This is a genomic window from Nitratireductor sp. CH_MIT9313-5 (assembly GCF_037029545.1).
GTDB lineage: Bacteria > Pseudomonadota > Alphaproteobacteria > Rhizobiales > Rhizobiaceae > Chelativorans.
On the sequence record NZ_JAYMER010000016.1, the window covers coordinates 247,390 to 266,413 of the forward strand.

A 19,024-nucleotide genomic window follows, 5' to 3' on the forward strand; every position below is an offset into this window, starting at 1 on the left:
TCAATCAAACAGTTAGGTGAATTTAAATGGCTGGACGTCCTCCCAAGGAGAAGTCCTTCGCCAATATGCTGCGCATTGCGATCAATGAAGCGGCAGAAGAAGGCGGGACCAATCTTCGACAGGTGGCAAATGCACTCGTGGAAAAGGCCAAAGGCGGCGATGTGCAAGCCATCCGTGAAATTGCCGACCGCCTCGACGGCAAGCCCACTCAGCATATCGAAGCTGATGTGAGCATGAGCCACGAGGAAGCGCTTCGTGAGCTTGAGTGAGAAGGAAAAAGCCATCCGCAAGAAATTGCGCGATGACTATCCTCACTACAGCGAGAAGTGTCTGAGGATCAGGAGCAAGGACGGGTCTATTGTCCCGCTCACGCTGAATGCTTCACAGCGTTATCTTCATGAGCGATTGGAAGAGCAGAAGGCCAAGACTGGCAAGGTTCGCGCTCTCGTCCTCAAGGGCAGGCAGCAGGGTATTTCAACCTATGTCGGCGGGCGCTTCTATCACAGGGTTTCACATAGTCGCGGCCTTCGCTGCTTTATCCTGACGCATGAGCAGGAAGCCACGAACAACCTCTTTGGCATGGTGGACCGATACCACCAGCATTGCCCTGAACTGGTAAAGCCAAGCACGGGCGCTTCCAACGCCAAGGAGCTGTATTTCGACAAGCTGGAAAGTGGCTACGCAGTCGGCACGGCAGGCGCAAAGGCGGTAGGTCGCTCGCAGACCGTGCAGCTCTTCCATGGATCTGAGGTAGCGTTCTGGCCGAATGCCCCGACGCACTTTGCCGGTGTGGTGCAGGCTATTCCTGATTTGCCCGGGACAGAGATTATTTTGGAATCCACGGCGAACGGCATTGGTGGCGAGTTTCACGAGCGCTGGCAACAGGCAGAAGCGGGCATCGGTGATTATATCGCTGTCTTTATCCCGTGGTTCTGGCAACCGGAATATCGCAGGCCCGTTCCAGAGGATTTTGAACTAGACGAGGAAGAGCGCAAGTATCAGGAAGCGCACGGCCTCGACATGGAGCAGATGGCTTGGCGTCGCAACAAGATCGCTGAGCTTAAAGATCCACTCCTGTTCAAGCAGGAATACCCTGCCACGGCAGCAGAGGCATTTCAGGCATCAGGCCATGACAGCTTCATTCCGGCTGAATTGGTTCTGGGGGCCCGCAAGCGCACTTGTGAACCAAGCGGCCCGCTTGTCATAGGCTTCGATCCTGCATGGAAGGGATCAGACAGGCATTCGATGGCCTTCCGTCGCGGTCGCAAGCTCTTGAAGGTCGAGAGCAGGTCCAAGCTGGATACGATGCAAGCCGCAGGTTGGGCCAAGCAGGTCATAGACAGAGAAAAGCCTGCACGCATGTTTATAGACGTGGGTGGCGTTGGTGCAGGTGTTTATGACCGCTTGTGCGAGATGGGATATGGCGACGTTGTAACCGCCATCAACTTTGGCAGCGCGCCATTCGAGCCTCAGCCGCTTGACGAGAACAACAAGCCCAAGGGCGGCTATCAGAACCGCCGTGCAGAGATGTGGGGCAACTCGAAGGAATGGCTCGAAGATGTGTCCGGGGTGGATATTCCCGACCTCGACAGCCTCCAAGCCGACGCCTGCGCTCCTGGCTACAAGTATGACAGCCTGACGCGGGTCATTCTCGAAAGCAAAGACGATATTCGCAAGCGCGGTCTGCGTTCACCTGACGAGTGGGACGCGGTAGCGCTGACATTTGCCGAGCCTGTCATTGAGCGCAGGCCACGGCCTCAAGTTTCGCTCCCGGCGGGCGGTTGGATGGGCTAATGGCTGAGAAGAACAGCGAACACAGCGATATCCTGCACGAAGCCAAGAAGGCTTTCCAGCAGTCCGCAGATGCAGAGAATGACAATCGCCAGTCTGCGCTTGAGGATATCCGCTTTTCGCGCCTGTCCGAGCAGTGGCCAGAAGCCATTCGCAAGCAGCGTGAGATCGAAGGCCGTCCGTGCCTGACCATCAACAAGCTGCCTGCCTTTATCCGTCAGGTGGTCAATGATGCACGACAGGCCAAGCCTGCAATCAAGGTACATCCGGCAGACAGCAAGGCAGACCCAAAAACCGCCGAAATCATCAATGGCCTGATCCGCAATATCGAGTATGCGTCCAACGCTGATGTCGCCTATGACACCGGCATGGAATGCGCTGTTACGGGCGGGTTCGGCTATTGGCGCGTTGGCCTCGATTACGCCTTTGATGACAGCTTTGAGATGGATATCACCATTGACCGGATAGCGAATCCGTTTTCGGTCTATGGCGACCCTTATTCGACCGCGGCAGACAGCAGCGATTGGGATACGGCCTTCGTCGTGGATCGCGTTGCCAAGTCTGTCTATGAAGCCACCTACAAGGATACGGCTCCTGTCGATTGGGATGATGACGCATGGTCAGGCCTAGCTGACACGGCTTGGATTGATGACGAAGTTGTCATGGTTGCCGAGTGGTGGCGTCGTGAGAAGGTGCAGCGCGAAATCTTGCTCTTCGCTGACAAACGTGACGGCTCCTTGCATACCTATTCGGCGGAAGACTTCGAGAAAGACCCTGATCTTGTCGCCTTGCGCGAATTGGGGATGCTTGAGTTCCGTCAGAAGCGCATGGCTCCGACGCACAAGGTCACGCAATACAAGCTTTCCGGTGCCGAGGTGCTGGAAGAGCCGTATGACTGGCCTGGGCGCTATATTCCGATTGTGCCGGTATACGGTGACGAGTTCGATATCGAGGGCAAGCGCTATTTCCGCAGCCTCGTTCACAACTCGCTCGATGCGCAGCGCATGTTCAACTACTGGCGCACGGCAAGCACGGAACTGGTGGCATTGGCCCCTAAAGTGCCATTTATCGGTCCCAAGGGCGCGTTTACCCACGACATTGACCGCTGGAACACGGCGAACGTCAAAAGCCATCCATTCCTTGAGTATGTCGGCAACACGCCTCCACAGCGTCAGCCGCTTGATATGGGGACAGCCGCAGGTGCCTTGCAGGAGGCATTGAACGCCTCGGATGATATCAAGTCCATTATCGGGCTTTACGATGCGTCTCTCGGTGCGCGGTCCAACGAAACGAGCGGCAAGGCTATCCTGGCCCGTCAGCGAGAAGGCGATGTTTCGACCTTCCATTTCGTTGACAACATGGCTCGTGCCATTCGTCACACGGGCCGCATTCTGATCGACCTCATTCCGAAGGTTTATGACACGCCGCGCATTGTCCGCGTCATTGGCGAAGATGACAGCCAGCGCAATGTCGCCATCAACCAGGAAGCCCCGGAAGTAGACGATAAGGGTCAGCCTGTCGTTGACGAGATGGGCGAAGCCGTCATGGCGATGCACGACATTACGGCAGGCAAGTACGATCTGACCGTTTCGACCGGCCCAAGCTACACCACGCAGCGCGAGGAAGCGGCAGCGGCCATGACTGAGATGATCCGAGCCTTCCCGGCTTCTGCTCCGGCTATCGGACCAGAGCTTGCCAAGAGCCTTGATTGGCCGGGAGCGCAGAAGATTGCCGAGAAGCTGGAAGCAATGACGCAGGGTCCGCAGATCCCGCCTGAGATTCAGGAGCGCTTGCAGCAGCTTGAGCAGGAGAACGCACAACTCAAGGCCGACAGGAGCATTGAGCAGGGCGAATTGGGCGTCAAACAATATGACGCAGAGACAAAGCGCATGAAGGCTGAGGGTGACCTCTCGGTTGACCGTGCGCAGGTGGGGATGAAAGCCCTTGGCGACCTCACCAAAGGCATTGACGGGGTAGGCCCGCAATCGGTTCGCGCCACCGAATAGGCGCATTCAACGCACCAACCAAAGACTGGAGTGCATTCGTCATGAGCGACGACACGATGACTCACGCCGATATCGAACCGGATACCGAAGAGACGGCAATCGAGGCGCATGAGGAAGAAGAGGCGGATACTGCGGAAGTTGAAGCCACCGAGGAAGCAGAGGAAGAAGATTCCGACGCTGAAACGGATGATGAAAGCGAGGAAGAGGACGAGGAAGAGCCTGACGTCGAGCTTGAAACGATAGAGTTCAACGGCAAGCAGTACCAAGTCCCGAAAGACCTCAAACCCGGCTTCATGATGCAAGCCGACTATACCCGCAAAACTCAAGAGGTCGCCGAAACCAAACGGGAACTGGAGCAACGCGCAGAGCAGATTGCACAGCAAGCCCAGGCCAGCGAAGAAGAGATGAATGCGCGGGTCAATCTGGCAATGATCGACCGCCAGATGAGCCAATACCAGCAGATGACCCCGCAGGATTGGCGAAGGATGGAAGAGGAAGACCCTTGGGCTTTCCAGAACCATCGCATGAACTTCATGCAGCTACAGGGTCAGCGGAAGGAAATCGCTTCCGAACTCCAGACGCGCGAACAGCAGCGCACTGAGATGACGCAGCACGAGGTTGCCAAGCGTCTTCAGGAAACGCGCACATTCGCCGAAACGAACATCAAGGGCTGGAATCCAGAAGTTGACGCGAAAGTCACGCACTTTGCTCAGAACGAGCTAGGCTTTGACCGGGATACGCTACTCAATGCGTACAACCCACAGGTCTATCAGGCCCTCTATCTGGCATGGGTTGGACACCAGACCCTCAACAAGCCCGCTACTCCGAAAAAGCAACCGAAACCGGCTGGAAAGCCGCTGAACAAGGTTGGCTCTAAGAGCAATCCACCGGCCCGGAAGGCGTTGGAGGAAATGTCCATGGAGGAGTACGCGGCGCACATGAACCGGCGCGAGGCCAAGAAGGTCAAGCGCTAGATTTAACGCGGCTCATGGCCGCTACATGGATCTGCTACAATGGCAAACACGACTCTGACAGCGGATATCATCGCGAAAGAAGCGGTGCGTATCCTCGACAACGAACTCGTCATGGCGAAGAAGGTGTTTCGCGGCTATGAGAACGAGTTTTCCGGCAATGTGAACGGCTACAAGAAGGGTGACACCATCACCATTCGCAAGCCGACCGACTTCACCGTTCGCGACGGCGCTGTGATGAACGCACAGGACGTTGTGGAAGGCAAAACCACGATCACCGTGGACAAGCGCAAGGGTGTTGACTTCAAGTTCACGTCCCAGGACCTGACCTTGAAGATCGAGCAGCTTTCCGAGCGCGTCATCAAGCCCGCCATGGTGCAGCTTGCCAACCAGATGGACGCCGACCTGCACGCGCTTTACAAGTACGTGCCGAATTGGGTTGGCACTCCCGGCCAGACCATCAACTCCTTTGCTGACTTTGCCAAAGGGCCGGAACGTCTGGATGAAATGGCTGTTCCTTCCGATGCTCGTTGCTCGGTGCTTTCGCCTGCCGACAACTGGGGTCTGATCGGCTCCCAGACTTCGCTTTACACGGATTCCATCGTGAAGCCCGCATATCGCGAAGGTTCCATGGGTATGATTGCTGGCGTGGACAACTACATGTCCCAGAACGTCGCAACGCACACCACGGGCGCATTCGGCGGCACGGTCAAGATCGATCAGGCTCTCACGTCTTCCACGACCAGCTATGCGGCTGAGAAGGATGACATGGTTCAGACCATCCACATCGATGGCCTGTCCGGTGCCACGGCTCAGCTCAAGGCTGGCGATGTCTTCACCATTGCGGGCGTCTATGACGTAAACCCCGTGACGAAGGAGAAGAAGGACTATCTCAAGATGTTCACCATCGTTGATACGCCTTCCGCTGCTGCGTCTAATGAGGTTGATCTCGAGGTCTATCCGGCCCTGATCTGGGATGGCGCTTTCCAGAACGTCTATGTTGATGGCGTGTCCGACCTGAACAATCAGGACGTGACCTTCATCGGCACGGCTTCCAGCAGCTACAAGCAGAACATGATCTTCCACAAGAACGCCTTTGCTCTTGTGTCGGTCCCGCTTGTTACGCCTCCCGGCGCTGTTGATGTCTCCCGTCAGACGTACAAGGGAACCAGCGTTCGCGTGATCCCTGTCTATGATGGCGTGAACGATGAAAGCGCATGGCGTCTGGATATCCTCTACGGCACCAAGGCCATTGACCCGCGTCTGGCAACCCGCCTCAGCGGCTCGGCCTAATCGGAGGGGCTTCGGCCCCTTCTTTCTCTCCATTCAGAAGGAATTGAACCATGGCTGTAAAACAGCTTTCCGATGGCGGCACTGACGGCACTGTGCTTGGTCAGGACGCAAACGACAAAATCGGCTTCTACGGTGTAACGCCGGTAGACCAGCCAGCGACCATCTCGGACCCAAGCGGCGGCGCAACCACCGATGCTGAGGCCCGCACGGCAATCAATGCCATTATCGACCGTCTCCAGGAACTCGGTCTGATCGCCTGATATTCGGGGGCTACGGCCCCCGTCTCTTCTTCTGGAGAGCGCAATGCCAATAACGACCTACTCCGAATTGCAGACGGCAGTATCCAACTGGATGGCGCGCTCCGATGTCTCCGGTGAGGCTGAGGACTTTATCAGCCTTGCCGAAGCACACCTCAATCGCGAGATTTCTGCGGTCGAGACAGACGCCACGATTACCGGCACGACTGGCTCCCGCTCCATCGACATTTCCAGCCTATCGCTCAAGACACCCATTGCGCTGTTTCTGGTAGATCCAAGCAGCAGCGACGAGGTTATGCTGACGCAGAAAGCTGACGGCACGTTTCCTTACCGCGATACGGCAGGAGAGCCACGCTATTGGGCCATTGATGGCGACAATATCGACTTTGACTGCCCGCTTGATGTGGCCTACTCGTTTCGCCTTCGCTACAGCCAGAAATTCGCACTTTCCGACGCTGCACCGACCAATTGGCTCCTGACAAATCATCCTGACGTTTATCTGGCCGCAACACTGATTTGGGGCGGTGTCTTCGTACAGGACGATACTCTTGCGCAGCGCTTCAATGCTGTTCTTGATCGTGGCATTGCGGCTGTTCAGAGCGAGATTGCGCAGAAGAAGCGCGGCACGCTTGTAATGGACCCGATGTTGCAGCAGGTGGGCTGGCGTCCGTTCTATGACGGTGTTGATCCATGATGGTCCCATTCCCGCCTTGGGAGCCCGACAGGGCCGATTACAGCCCCGGCGCTTCTCCGGTCATCACCAATGCCCTGCCTGCGCGTGACGGCTGGCGTCCGCTACCTGATCTTACCACTTTCACCGATGCACTTCCTTCCGCCTGTAAGGGTGCCGTGAAGGTACGCAACAAGGCTGGCGAGTTCCGCATCATCGCGGGAACGGAAACCGGCCTCTATGAGCTAAACACGTCCGATTACTCATGGACCGATCTTTCAGGCACGTCAGCGCCCTACAATGTGCCGTCTGGCGATGTGTGGTCCTTTGAATTGTTTGGCAGCTATCTGATTGCCACCAATCTTGGTGATCCGGTTCAGTATTTCGACATTGATGTTGGCTCGACCTTTGCCGACCTTCCAGGCTCGCCACCTCGTGCGCGTTATGCGACCACGGCGGGTGAATTTCTGGTTCTGGCGCATCTGGCAGACCAGCCGAACCGCATTCATCTGTCTGCCTTGGGCGATGCAAGCGGATGGACCATAGGCGTTGACGGTTCCGATGCGCAGACCTTCCCCGATGGTGAGGAAATCATGGGGGTGATTGGCGCTGAGGCGGGCGCGGTTATCATCCAGCGCACCAAGATCAGGCGCTTGAACATCGCGCAGGCGGGCGATTACTCATTCACGACGCAGGTGGTCAATCCAGACCGTGGGGCCATCTCTCCGCGCTCCATTGCGCAGATCGGCCCTGGCCAGTTCTTCTATTACTCGTCCGATGGCTTCTGTCTCGGTGCAGAAGGGCGCATGATTGGCGCGGAACGTGTGGACCGCTGGTTCCAAAGCACGTTCGACAGCACGCGCATCGGTGAAATCAAGTCTGTTGCCGACCCGTTCAACAAGATCGTTTGGACGCAGGCCGAAGACCCGACCGGCACCAAGTTTCTCGTTGGCTACAATTGGCAATTGGACCGCTGGTGTCATGCAGACAACAACGTGTCCGAAATGGTCGTGCTGACCACGCCGGGGGTCACATGGGATGGCTTGGCGAACCTTTACACCACGATTGATGAAGTCAATCTGCCCTTTGATGATGCGCTGTTTACTGGTGGCGCACCACGCTTTGCCGCGTTCGATACGGACAACAAGCTTGGCTTTTTCACCGGCTCGGCACGAGCGGCCACGCTGGAAACGGCTGATATCGAAATGTCACCAGGAAGCCTCTCTTTCCTGCGTGAAGCGCGGGTTTATACCGACGCCACTGATTTTACCCTGAAAGCAGGCACGGCAGACTATCACGGCCAAGCCCTGACCTGGAGCAGCGCGGTAACACCTTACTCGTCTACGCGTACCTGTCATTTCAGATCCACGGGCCGCACGCATCGCTTCCGCATGGAAGTCGCGGCTGGTGTTGAGTGGAACCACGTCACCGGACTTGAGGCTACGGCAAACAGGGCGGGCAAGCGATGACTGTCAGCACTTCACTTGCAGGTATTGTTCAGCCGCCAAGCACGACGCTTCTGGCCACGACCGCCAAAACGGACGTGTTCACGGCCTCTGACAAGTATGTCCAGAAGGTGGTTTCCGTTGCTGTGGCGAACGAGGACACATCTAGCGCAATCCTCGTGACGCTCCATTGGCATGACGGCTCAAGCGATCATGTCTTCTGGGTCAAGGAAATCGCTGCGAAATCGACCGAAATCGTGAGCGATATTCCGCTCTCACTTTCAAGCCGCGTTGCAACGCAGAAGATCAAGGCAACGGCAGGGATAGCCAACAAGGTAAGCGTCACGGTCATTTCTGTGGCGGATTACGCCGCTCAGGGTGGTGGTGGCCGCATATGAACCTTTCGCTGGTTCCGGTTCAGCACGTTGATCTGGTTTGGCCAAGCGTGGCGGAGGGAATGCAGCGCGCTTGCCTGAAAACAGGTGGCGACTGCACGGCGGGCGATATCTGGCAGCAATGCAGGGCAGGAACGGCCTTTCTGGTCATTGCATATGACGAGGAAGGCATTCACGGCGCTTCGGCATGGCGACCGGAGACATGGGCCACAGGCTCAAAACTGCGCTGCTTGGCGCTTTATGGCCGCAACATGAGCGACTGGATTTCTCAGATGCATGAGACGGTGAAGAAGATCGCACGCGATTGCGGGGCTGACAGCCTCGTGTCGGAAGGCCGTGCGGGTTGGGCGAAGATTTTCCCGCGAGCGCGGCAAGTGCGGGTTCTATACGAGGAAACGCTATAATGTCAGGCGGAAGCAAGACACAGACGCAGACGCAGAAGAGCGAGCCATACAAGGCCGCGCAGCCCCTGCTTAACACGGCGATGAATGACGCCATGAAGCAGTACAACAAGGGCGGTCTGGTCAAGCCAAATACCATGTCAACGGTCGTGCCCTATGCGCAGCAGACCATGCAGGGCATGAACGCGATCCAGAACACGGCAAACCAGAATATCAATGGGCGTGGCCTATCCGGGCAGTATCAGGGCGTCATCAATAGCGGCGGACTGAATTCGCAGCAGAAAACGGCGGTCAACTCCATGACGCCTTATGCGCAGGGCAAGATGAACGTTTCCACGGCCCGCATGGACTCCCTTGGCAATCAGGCCACGGCTCCAAGTTTCGCGCAGCAAAATCTGTCCGATGTGGCGAGCGGGAAATTTCTCGGCGGTGGCGATCCCTATTTTGAGGACGTTCTTACACGAGCCAGCGAACAGGCTCACACGGCACTCAACAAGCAGGCTGCAGGGATGGGCCGTTATGGCTCGGATATCAGTCATGGTGTGGTGGCTCGCGAGATTGGCGACTTGCAGACCAAGGCACGTTCTGACCAGTACAATCGTGAGCGTCAGGCACAGGTGCAAGCCAACCAGATGCTTGACCAGAACCGTCTAGCGGGTCTCGGAATGGGCCTTAACGCGGCAGGCATGTCGGCCAGCACGCAGGCGGGCAATCTGGATCGCCGCATGAGCGGGGCAACCAACCTGTTCAATGCAGGCCAGCAAGGCTTCCAGAATCTTGGTGCGGCCTTTGACGGTGCCATGGCTCCCTCTGACGCGCTTATTGGTGTCGGTTCAGCTTATGAAGATCTGGCAGGGCGTCAATTGAACGATCAGTTGCGTATCGCAAATGAGAAACAGAACGCACCGCTTGCCAATATTCAGGCGCTTCTTGCTGCGGCGGCTGGGGCAGGTGACTACGGGCAATCTACAACGTCTGCGCAAATGCCTAACAGCGGCTTTTCCAACGTGATGGGCGGGCTTCTTGGCGGTGCATCTCTTCTCAATGGCATTCGGTCCGGGGGTATCTTGGGATGAGCGGTAGCGACAAGAAAAGGGCGGCAAATTCGGGTAATGCAACGGCGAGGGCTTCCTCCAAAGCCATGCCGATGCAGACGGTTCAGCCTTTTATGCCGGGTATGGAGGAAATGCTTGCACAGCAGCTTGCAGCAGGCTTTGGCGGCACACCACAGAGCTACACCAGCGCTTTTGACCAGACCTATGCGCCGATGCAAGTCCCCGATTATTCAGACTGGCAAGGCAACCCTGTTCCGGCAGTGTCAGCCGCCCCGTCTATGGGGTCGGGTGATCCCAACAAGCACGTCATGAGTGACTTTGAGCGCAGATGGGTGCAGGAAACCTACAAGCCCGGTGATGGGTTCACCGAATGGCTGAACACCAACCCGCAGCTTTATGACCAGTGGGTCGATGACAAGCGAGAAGCGGGCCAGAACACCAATTTCCGCTATCTCGTGGACATGTACAAGGGGCAGTAGCCAATGGCGGGACTTCTTTCTTTCCTCGGCGGTGGTCAAGCGCAGGTTCCGGGGCAAAACCGCTTCGGCAATGCCATGAACAACCTGCTTGATCCTCAGATTGCGCTCCCCATGGCGGCGCAACTGATGGGCCAGAACGGCAACATGCAGAATTTCGGCAATGCCTTTGCTGCGGCTGCACCAGCCTTCCAGCAGCGCAATGAGTTGAAGGCGCAGACGGCTGAAAAAAACCAGACGCTTGATTTCTTCCGCAAGAACGCACCAGACTATTACGAGATGGTGCAGGCTGGAATGCCGGTAAAGGACGCTTGGACGCAGTATGTAAAGAACCGCGAGGCACAGACGCCTAGCGCACCATCATACAGCAAGACACCCGTCTATGGCACCGATGCTGACGGCAATACGGTCCTTGGCACCATTGGCGATGATGGCTCATTCAAGAAGATCGACACAGGCGATTTCAACGTGTCCGCAGGCTTCGAGAAGATTGACACGGGAACGGAAATCATTCTTCGCGACAAGCGCAGCGGTCAGGTTGTCGATGTAACGCCAAAGCAGAATTACCAGGAGCGATACGATCAGGCTCTTGGTGCAGAGGAAGGCAAGGCGAAGGCCGAACAGCGTTCGCAGCTTTCAACCAAGAGCGCTGCGGCACAGAACGCTATTCGCCTCGTGGACAGCATTCTAGAGCATCCAAGCCTAGACGCGGCTGTTGGACCGATACAGGGGCAGTTGCCGAGCTTCCGTGCAGGCACGCGCGACTTTGACGAGCGCGTTGAGCAGTTGAAAGGCCAAGCCTTCTTGCAAGCGCGTCAGGAACTCAAGGGCGGTGGTCAGATCACCGATTATGAAGGCCAGCGCGCAGAAAATGCACTTGTCCGTGCCTCGCAGGCCAAGAGCGAAGAAGATTTCAAGGCGGCAATGATGGAATTCCGTGACGCCATCGTGCGCGGCTATCAGATCCTTGAGCAGCAGGCAGGCGGTGCGCCTTCTGGTGCATCAATCGGCGGTTCCAGCACGGGCCGCACGTCTTCCGGGATTCAGTGGAGCATTGATTAATGCCGACACTCACCATTGAAGGCCGCAAGGTCAAGGTTGACGACAGCTTCCTGTCTCTTTCACCGGAGCAGCAGAATGCGACGGTTGAAGAGATCGCGGCCAGCCTTGGTGTAGCGCCCGCCAACCAGTCTAAAGCGGGCAGGGGCCATGATGTGCCGGAGTTTGATCCGGGCATTCCAGGCTATAACCCTGAAACGGGTATGGTCGAGCGTGATGCAGGCCGCACCGGAACAGCCTTGTTCGGACTGCTCGAAGGTGTTCCTGTTGCTGGTCCTGCCTTGGTCAAAGGCGCGCAATACGGCGCTTCTGCTCTTGGTGCAGCCCTTTCCGGTGAGGATCGCGAGCGCGTTGAAGCGCAGATGCAGACCATGCGCGAAACGGGAAATCGCAACTATCCCGGCACGCGCCTTGCGGCGAACCTGACCGGTGCAGTCGCCACGACCGCGCCCGTAGCAGCTACGGCTCTCGGTGGTCGCGCTCTGGGTGTAACCGGCAACAGCCTTGCTAAAATGTCGGCTGCTTCGGCTGGTTCCAATGCAGCCATTTCCGCAGCGGATACTGCCGCACGCGGTGGCGATGCAGGTGATATCGCTCAGTCAGCCGCTATCGGCGGTGGTCTTGGTGCAGTCATACCTGGAGCCACGCGGGTACTTGGCGCTGGTGCTAGGCATGTAGGGCAGAAGGTCGGTTCTGCGGTGCGTTCCGTCACCAATCCGGCAGAAGAAGCCTCCAGGCGCGTAGGAGCCGCTTACCAGCGTGATGCAGCCAACGCGGCTTCTCCTTTACTTTCGTCGGCTGATGAAGCCGTTGCGCAGCGTAACAGCCAGAATCTCATGAACGTGGATAGGGGCGGGGAGACGACGAGGGCGCTTGCGCGTGCTGCGTCCAATTCCGCGCCTGATGCACGTGCAATCATCGAGCGTGAGGCCAGCGACCGCTTTTCCTCCCAAGGCACCCGCGTTGCCAACCTCTTGAACCGCATTACGGGCGGTGCAACCGATGACCTCGGCTTGCAGGATGCCATTCGTTCGGCAGCGAAAGCCGCTAACAAACCAGCTTATCAGCGGGCCTATTCGGCACCTGCGGCACAAGATATGTGGCATGAAGGCTTTGAGCAGTTGATGCAGGCTCCCGCCATGCAGTCAGCGGCAAAGACTGCGGCCACCCGTGGCGCTAATCGTGCGGCGGTCGAGGGCTTCCAGCCGATCAAAAATCCATTCGTTGAGGTGAATGGTCGTCTGACGCTCAAGAAGTACGCAGATGGAACGATTGCGCGCCCAACGCTTCAGTTTTGGGATCAGGTCAAGCGCAACCTGGATGGCATGATTGACGAGACTAAAGACCGCACGATGAAGGCGGATCTGATGGCGCTCAAAAGCCGCCTTGTCACGATGCTTGACGACACTGTTCCTGAGTATAAGGCCGCTCGTGCCGGTGCTTCTGCTGCATTCGGTGCAGAGGACGCGATAGACGCGGGCCGCAAGTTCGCTTCCAAGCGCAGGAACACGCCTGAACTCAAGCGCGCCTATGCAATGATGTCGGGCGCTGAGAAGAAGGCATTCCAGACCGGTTACGCATCCGAACTGATTGACATGGTGAAGTCTACCAATGACCGCACCAATGTCATACGCAACCTGTTCGGCAGTGAAGAGGCCCGCGAAAAGCTTCTGACGGTATTTGGGCCAGCCAAGGCTAAGGAAATTGAAGCCTTTGTGCGTGTTGAGAACGCAATGGACATGCTGCGCGGTGCGCTTGGTAATTCCACAACCACGCGCCAGCTTGTCGAGATGGGGTTGGTTAACGGCGGCACTATGGGGTTGGTTGGCGGCGGCACTTATGCCTATACGGGTGGCGATCTGAGTACTTCAACGATCATGGCACTAACCGCAGGCGGGATGCGTGCGTCTCAGGGCAAAGTCAACGAAAGCGTCATGAAGAAGGTCGCTGAGGCGCTGGTGTCCAATGACCCGAAGGTCATTCACAGGGCCATTCAGAACGCGGCCATGAGCAGGGCGCACATGCAAGCCATAGAGGCCATGACACGCTTCGCCGCAACGCTACCGGCTGCAACCGCAGTGACTAGGAACCAAACCAATTAAGCCGGATATAGGCTAGTAAGGCCCAGCCGGCTCCAAAGACTATAAAGGTCGCGATCACATCATAGATGTCTTGCGGGTATTTGGGGCGCTTATCGTCGCTCAACGGGCTGTCTCTCTAGTTGGTGATGGCGCAAGCCAACCACTCTTGTTCCGAATCCGAGAAGCAGAGGCCCGTCTCCTTTAGCTTCTTTGCCAGATGCTCGCGCTCTTCGCACGCTGCATCAATGTCGCCCTGCGATAGCAAAGCCCCATGGCGGTCTTCCCCCATGCGGCACTGGTAATGCGAATCCCACCACTCTTCCGTGAGAGGGGACGCAATAGCGGCGCTTGATATGAGCGCGGCTGAAACGGCAACGATCAGTTTCCTAAGCATCCCATAAAATTAAGCTACCGTTGGAAGGATTGCAATGGCATCGCTTCAATACGTCGAGGTTGTAGATGCTGGGCGCGGATGGACCCGCGTTCGTACCGCTGACGGTAGGACCGTGACCGTCAAGGGTGTGCGTGGCACGCGCAACAACAATCCCGGCAATATCGAATACGGCAAATTCGCTCGTTCGCAGGGCGCAATTGGTACGGATGGCCGCTTTGCCGTGTTTCCAACGCGCGAGCAGGGGACCAGGGCGCAAGCCAATCTGATCTTTGAAAGCCCGTCCTATCGAAATCTAAGCTTGCGGCAGGCGATTTCGCGCTATGCGCCTGCATTCGAGAACAACACCAAAGCCTATGCAAGAGCCGTAGCCGAAGGCGCGGGCGTCACGCTCGACACGCCCATGCGCAACATTCCCGCTTCACGACGCAATGCTGTTGTTGAGGCCATGCACAAGGTTGAGGGCAGTACGCGCCCCGCTAAAGTCTATATTGGCGATAAGCTGGTGGGTGTCATTGACCCCAGCAAGGAGACTGCTCCGGTTCAGCAGGAGCCAGTTTTTGCTGATGTCCCAACACCCACTCCCAACCCACGCGCTACCCTTGCCAGTTTCGCACCTGCCGGAACGATGGCGGAGCCGCTCAACGGCATCCTCAGCAGCCCTGTTGAACGCGCTCCACTGCCCGCACCTTCCGCTATGGCCTACAGCGAACCATGGCGCGGCACGCCTGCTGACCCGAATGCGCTAGGGCAGGGAACACCAGGGCTGCTCTCCTACGCGCCTTCCCCACAGCGTCCTGACAATTTGCGCTATCAAGGCCCGCAAGGTTTGGGTGGTCCGGGCGGCATCTATGTAGGCGGCGCACCAGAGCGCGGCATTCAGGACAAGATTGCTGCCGATCTGGCTCAAGGCGATATCGGGCCGGTCGATCCGGTGGAAGTCATGCAGCCGCAGCAGATCGCGGCACCTGCGCTTCCCGCGCCACGCACCATTCAGGATTACCCCGTTTACTCGCCAGAACAGCCCACAGTAGCCCCACAGCAAGCGCCGCAGGTTCCAAGCGGTATGCGCGCCATCTCCGGCCTGTTTGGCGCTCCACAGGGCGCTATGGCGGTTTCTCAATCCAATCCCGATGTATCCTTTACCTCGCTCGGCAATGGTATGGTTCAGAAAACCAATCAATACGGCCATCAGCAGGTACTCGATGCGGGCGATTACTCGCACCCAAGCTCCTTTGGCCCGACGCCTGACTATGGCGTGCAGGCTCCTGACGTGCAGGTGCAGCCACCAGAACGCGGCTTCCTGAGCATTCCAGAACCTCGCACAAGGTTGGGGCAGACAGTGCGCGGTGGTCTTGGCGGTGCGGCTGGTGCAATGGCCGGTGGCCTGCTTGGCCCTGCTGGTGCCATCCTTGGCGGTCTGATCGGGCGCGAACTGGCACAGGGCCGCAATCCGCTCGATGCATTCTCACGGCAGGAGCCGGTTTCTGCACTGAACAACAGTGGGTTTGCCGTGGCTGACCCCAGCCTGAACCAGTTCCCGACCGCACCAGCCAAACCGGCAGGTTACCGCGAAGGTTCCGGACCTTCCTATCGCGAAATGGCGTCTTACTCGCCACGCGCTGCGGATCACATCTCAAGAGGGGGCGCGGGCCTCTTCTAAACCCCTCCACCACGAACTTTTCCAGCCGTCCGTTGGGCGGCTTTTTTATAGGTGAGACCCATGGGCGTATTGGATTACGATCAAACCCCAGGCAACAACACGTCGATTAACGGCATCGGAATTCAGGGAACGAGTGTTGTCCAGAATTTCGACAATGCCTTGCGGCAGTACATGGCCGACATGGCCGCTTATGTGACTCGCCGCACGACGAAAGCGGCCAATTATACGGCAGTTGCGGCAGACAACCATCAGCTTATCGAGTTCACGGCAGCGGCTACGCTTTCGCTGACCGCTGCCGCCACGCTCGGCAACGGCTGGACGTGCATGGTGCGGGCGAATGGCGGCGATGTAGTCATTGACCCGAACAGTTCCGAAACGATCAATGGCGCGGCAACCCTCACGCTTAAAGACGGCAACGGCCTTGTCGTGCTGTGCAATGGCACTGCGTTTTTCACCATGGGAACGCTGTTGCCAAATGACGAGAGCAAGGCGCGCCTCAACCTCGGCCTAGTCCTGACAACCAGCGCCACGGACACGACTGCGGGACGTGTGTTTAAGGTCGGGGATAATCTCAACTATCATCGCCTACGGGACTACGAGAACTATTATTCATCGTCTGACAACCGTAACATAGACACGGTAACTGCCGGTGACGTAGGGCTGTATTCGACAGCCAACCCTGGGTCCTGGCCAACTGGCGCTCCTTCATTCCTGTGGGTTACCACGCAAGCAACCTACAATTCGGATGCTGTTGTTCAGACGGCTGTAAACTACTCGCCTTCTGCCGGTGACGAACCACAGTCCTGGTTCCGCATTCGCTCAAATAGCGGCACATGGGGGGCGTGGAGGAAAATTTATAATCAAGGATCCATCGTCGGGTCGGTGTCGCAGTCCGGGGGCGTACCGACCGGTGCGATCATTGAGCAGGGCAGCAATTCCAATGGTGGATACACGCGCTGGGCGGATGGCACTCAGATCTGCACCGGCACGGTGACGCTGACTGGTGGTGGTACAGTCACAATCTCAGGAACATGGACCTACCCGGCTGCTTTTTCTGGGACGCCCAGATGCTCGCAGCACCCTACAGGCGCGCCCCCCGGCGGGACGCGAGAGCGGACCTATTGGTCCACTGCTCCTGGAACCACTTCATGGGACCCGCAGCAGTCGATGAACACGACGTTCCCAAGCTCTACGAGTGAAATAGTCATGGTGATTGCAATAGGGCGGTGGTTCTAATGAATATTTCATTTATAGAGCAAAGATCAGATTTCAGCCTTACCGCATCCAAGACTGGTGATGTTCTCACTCTCAACGGTGAAGCCTTCGATTTCTCCCCATTGCCTGAAGGCGGAACCATCAATGGCGGCGATATACCCAGTGATTGGATTGTCGGGAACGTGACTCGTGTGAATGGTGCCATTAACTTGACGCTCATTCTCCCATATGGACCGAACCCGACTGACGAGGTTCTATCCCCGCAGCCAATCATCGTCACCGCAGACGGACCTATCGCACTTCCAGGAGGCGGCAATGTGGAAGCCTGATCCCTCAATCATCATCACCCAGGAGCAGAAGGCCGCCGAAGCACGAGCGGCCTTTTTTTCAAATGTCGATGCAGAGCGCGACCGCCGCATCAATGGCGGCTTCACCTTCAACGGCATCCGCTTTCAATCCCGACCGGAAGACCGCGAGAATATCATCGGTGCCGCGATCTCTGCCGAAGGGGCGATGCGCAACGGTGCGCTCCCCGGCGATTACCGATGGCACGGGGGCGACAGCGATTTCGTCTGGATCGCGGCGGATAACAGCACGCATCCCATGGACGCGCAGACCATGTTCAATTTCGGCAAGGCCGCGATGGCGCACAAGCAGGCGCACATCTTCGCAGCCCGCGCGATCAAGGACATGGACCCCGCACCCGCCGACCACAAGGACAATCAACTCTGGCCCTGAGTTATGAAGCGCACTCTCGGCCATCTCTCCCGGCTCTTGAACTGGTTGAGTGGCGGGGAGTGGCCAGAGACGATTTGCAGCAGGATCGGGCGGGTATTCGGTCCTCGCTGCTACTTCTGCCGGTTTATCGGGTGGGTGCTTTCGGAGCCTGAGCATTGCCAGTCTGAGATTGATGACTGGCTTGGGAAGAAGTGAGCCTATCAGGCGTACATCAGCTCAGGGGTAGGTTGAGGCACGGCGCGGCCAAGCTGCTCGGCGCATTCGATCCAATCGCGGATTGCGTCGTGCAGATTGTCGATGGCCTCATGCTCGGTTGCACCGTCAGAAATGCATCCGGGAAGATCAGGAGCAAACGCGACAAAGCCCCCGCCATCCTCAAGGGAAAGCGGTTGAATCTCAATGCGATATTCAATGGCGCTCATTGCTGTTTCTCTCTCACTGCCGCGATGAAGCCTACCAGAAGCTTGATGTACAAAGGCTTAATCGGTCTTTTCGCAGGCACCGTTAGTATAGTCTCTTGCGAGGAATGCGCAACAACATAGTGCGAGCCGCTGCTTGGCTTGCAGCATTCGACGCCTGCCCATCGGCATACGACTTCAACGTCTTCAATGCGCCAATCGGCCTTTGGGTTCCGGCGCATCTGCGCGAAGCGCTTCTCGCCCTGCGACATAGATAATCCCCCACCCCTGAAGGTCAAATAGCACAGGGATCACAACCCCGACAACTCGAAGGATGCACCTATGGTTGATTTAACCACGGGCGACACGGCTCTTATTGTGGAGACGTGCCGCAAGCATGGCCTATTGCGCAATCAGGCTGCTTACGTACTCGCAACCGCCAAGTTGGAAACTGCGCACACCATGAAGCCGGTGCGTGAGTATGGAAGCGAAAAATACCTGCGCTCAAAGCCTTATTACCCGTTCGTGGGTATGGGCTATGTGCAGATAACCTGGAAAGCGAACTATGAGCGCGCCAGCCGTGAACTCGGCGTTGATTTCGTCGCTAATCCAAGATTGCTTCTAAAGCCTGAATATGTCCGGGTTCAGCACCAATGAGACAATTTCGGCTTAACGGATAGAGGAGGATTTCTGGCTCATCGTAGCCCTTCAAGGAGCGA

The 19,024-nt window shown here is 57.3% G+C and carries 20 protein-coding genes; 19 read left to right on the forward strand and 1 reads right to left on the reverse strand.

The window, feature by feature from the left end:
- Positions 1 to 26: 26 nt before the first annotated feature.
- From WA367_RS13910 to WA367_RS13995, 18 genes are all read left to right on the forward strand, one after another.
- Complete coding sequence (locus WA367_RS13910; protein WP_336057362.1) at positions 27 to 269, forward strand: hypothetical protein; 243 nt, start codon at positions 27 to 29, stop codon at positions 267 to 269.
- Entirely contained in the window at positions 256 to 1,794 is a 1,539-nt protein-coding gene (locus WA367_RS13915; RefSeq protein WP_336057363.1) for a hypothetical protein, read from the forward strand. The genes WA367_RS13910 and WA367_RS13915 overlap by 14 nt, the downstream gene beginning before the upstream one ends.
- Positions 1,794 to 3,797, forward strand: coding sequence for a portal protein (locus tag WA367_RS13920; RefSeq protein ID WP_336057364.1), 2,004 nt, complete (start codon positions 1,794 to 1,796; stop codon positions 3,795 to 3,797). Before WA367_RS13915 ends, WA367_RS13920 begins: the two co-directional genes overlap by 1 nt.
- Positions 3,798 to 3,838: 41 nt before the next feature.
- Positions 3,839 to 4,771 carry a hypothetical protein gene (locus tag WA367_RS13925; RefSeq protein WP_336057365.1) on the forward strand — a complete coding sequence of 311 codons (933 nt, stop codon included), beginning with the start codon at positions 3,839 to 3,841 and terminating at the stop codon, positions 4,769 to 4,771.
- 39 nt (positions 4,772 to 4,810) lie between these two features.
- A complete protein-coding gene (locus WA367_RS13930; RefSeq protein WP_336057366.1) occupies positions 4,811 to 6,061 on the forward strand; it encodes a P22 phage major capsid protein family protein in 1,251 nt (416 codons plus the stop codon).
- Positions 6,062 to 6,111: 50 nt separating this feature from the next.
- The gene (locus WA367_RS13935; protein WP_336057367.1) at positions 6,112 to 6,321 is read left to right on the forward strand and encodes a hypothetical protein; all 210 of its coding nucleotides are present in this window, start codon (positions 6,112 to 6,114) and stop codon (positions 6,319 to 6,321) included.
- Between the two features lie 43 nt (positions 6,322 to 6,364).
- A complete protein-coding gene (locus WA367_RS13940; protein WP_336057368.1) occupies positions 6,365 to 7,012 on the forward strand; it encodes a phage adaptor protein in 648 nt (215 codons plus the stop codon).
- Positions 7,009 to 8,457 (forward strand): hypothetical protein, encoded by a 1,449-nt coding sequence (locus WA367_RS13945; RefSeq protein WP_336057369.1) that lies wholly within the window; start codon positions 7,009 to 7,011, stop codon positions 8,455 to 8,457. Before WA367_RS13940 ends, WA367_RS13945 begins: the two co-directional genes overlap by 4 nt.
- On the forward strand, positions 8,454 to 8,831 hold the full coding sequence (locus WA367_RS13950; protein WP_336057370.1) for a hypothetical protein: 378 nt from the start codon (positions 8,454 to 8,456) through the stop codon (positions 8,829 to 8,831). The genes WA367_RS13945 and WA367_RS13950 overlap by 4 nt, the downstream gene beginning before the upstream one ends.
- Positions 8,828 to 9,232: a hypothetical protein gene (locus tag WA367_RS13955; RefSeq protein WP_336057371.1), complete on the forward strand. Its 405-nt coding sequence runs from the start codon at positions 8,828 to 8,830 to the stop codon at positions 9,230 to 9,232. Before WA367_RS13950 ends, WA367_RS13955 begins: the two co-directional genes overlap by 4 nt.
- Positions 9,232 to 10,305: a hypothetical protein gene (locus WA367_RS13960; RefSeq protein WP_336057372.1), complete on the forward strand. Its 1,074-nt coding sequence runs from the start codon at positions 9,232 to 9,234 to the stop codon at positions 10,303 to 10,305. Before WA367_RS13955 ends, WA367_RS13960 begins: the two co-directional genes overlap by 1 nt.
- Positions 10,302 to 10,763: a hypothetical protein gene (locus WA367_RS13965; protein ID WP_336057373.1), complete on the forward strand. Its 462-nt coding sequence runs from the start codon at positions 10,302 to 10,304 to the stop codon at positions 10,761 to 10,763. Before WA367_RS13960 ends, WA367_RS13965 begins: the two co-directional genes overlap by 4 nt.
- 3 nt (positions 10,764 to 10,766) lie before the next feature.
- Positions 10,767 to 11,822, forward strand: coding sequence for a hypothetical protein (locus WA367_RS13970; RefSeq protein WP_336057374.1), 1,056 nt, complete (start codon positions 10,767 to 10,769; stop codon positions 11,820 to 11,822).
- Positions 11,822 to 13,921: a hypothetical protein gene (locus tag WA367_RS13975; protein WP_336057375.1), complete on the forward strand. Its 2,100-nt coding sequence runs from the start codon at positions 11,822 to 11,824 to the stop codon at positions 13,919 to 13,921. Before WA367_RS13970 ends, WA367_RS13975 begins: the two co-directional genes overlap by 1 nt.
- A gap of 407 nt (positions 13,922 to 14,328) precedes the next feature.
- On the forward strand, positions 14,329 to 15,954 hold the full coding sequence (locus tag WA367_RS13980) for a hypothetical protein (RefSeq protein ID WP_336057376.1): 1,626 nt from the start codon (positions 14,329 to 14,331) through the stop codon (positions 15,952 to 15,954).
- 60 nt (positions 15,955 to 16,014) lie between these two features.
- Positions 16,015 to 17,190, forward strand: coding sequence for a hypothetical protein (locus WA367_RS13985; protein ID WP_336057377.1), 1,176 nt, complete (start codon positions 16,015 to 16,017; stop codon positions 17,188 to 17,190).
- Positions 17,190 to 17,498: a hypothetical protein gene (locus WA367_RS13990; RefSeq protein WP_336057378.1), complete on the forward strand. Its 309-nt coding sequence runs from the start codon at positions 17,190 to 17,192 to the stop codon at positions 17,496 to 17,498. The genes WA367_RS13985 and WA367_RS13990 overlap by 1 nt, the downstream gene beginning before the upstream one ends.
- Positions 17,485 to 17,907, forward strand: a complete 423-nt coding sequence (locus WA367_RS13995; RefSeq protein WP_336057379.1) for a DUF4376 domain-containing protein — start codon at positions 17,485 to 17,487, stop codon at positions 17,905 to 17,907. The genes WA367_RS13990 and WA367_RS13995 overlap by 14 nt, the downstream gene beginning before the upstream one ends.
- A 200-nt stretch (positions 17,908 to 18,107) precedes the next feature.
- Here WA367_RS13995 and WA367_RS14000 read toward each other — a convergent pair whose 3' ends face one another.
- Positions 18,108 to 18,329 (reverse strand): type II toxin-antitoxin system HicB family antitoxin, encoded by a 222-nt coding sequence (locus WA367_RS14000; protein ID WP_336057380.1) that lies wholly within the window; start codon positions 18,327 to 18,329, stop codon positions 18,108 to 18,110.
- 318 nt (positions 18,330 to 18,647) lie between these two features.
- Here WA367_RS14000 and WA367_RS14005 point away from each other — a divergent pair, with 318 nt between their 5' ends.
- Positions 18,648 to 18,962: a hypothetical protein gene (locus WA367_RS14005; protein WP_336057381.1), complete on the forward strand. Its 315-nt coding sequence runs from the start codon at positions 18,648 to 18,650 to the stop codon at positions 18,960 to 18,962.
- Positions 18,963 to 19,024: the final 62 nt, after the last annotated feature.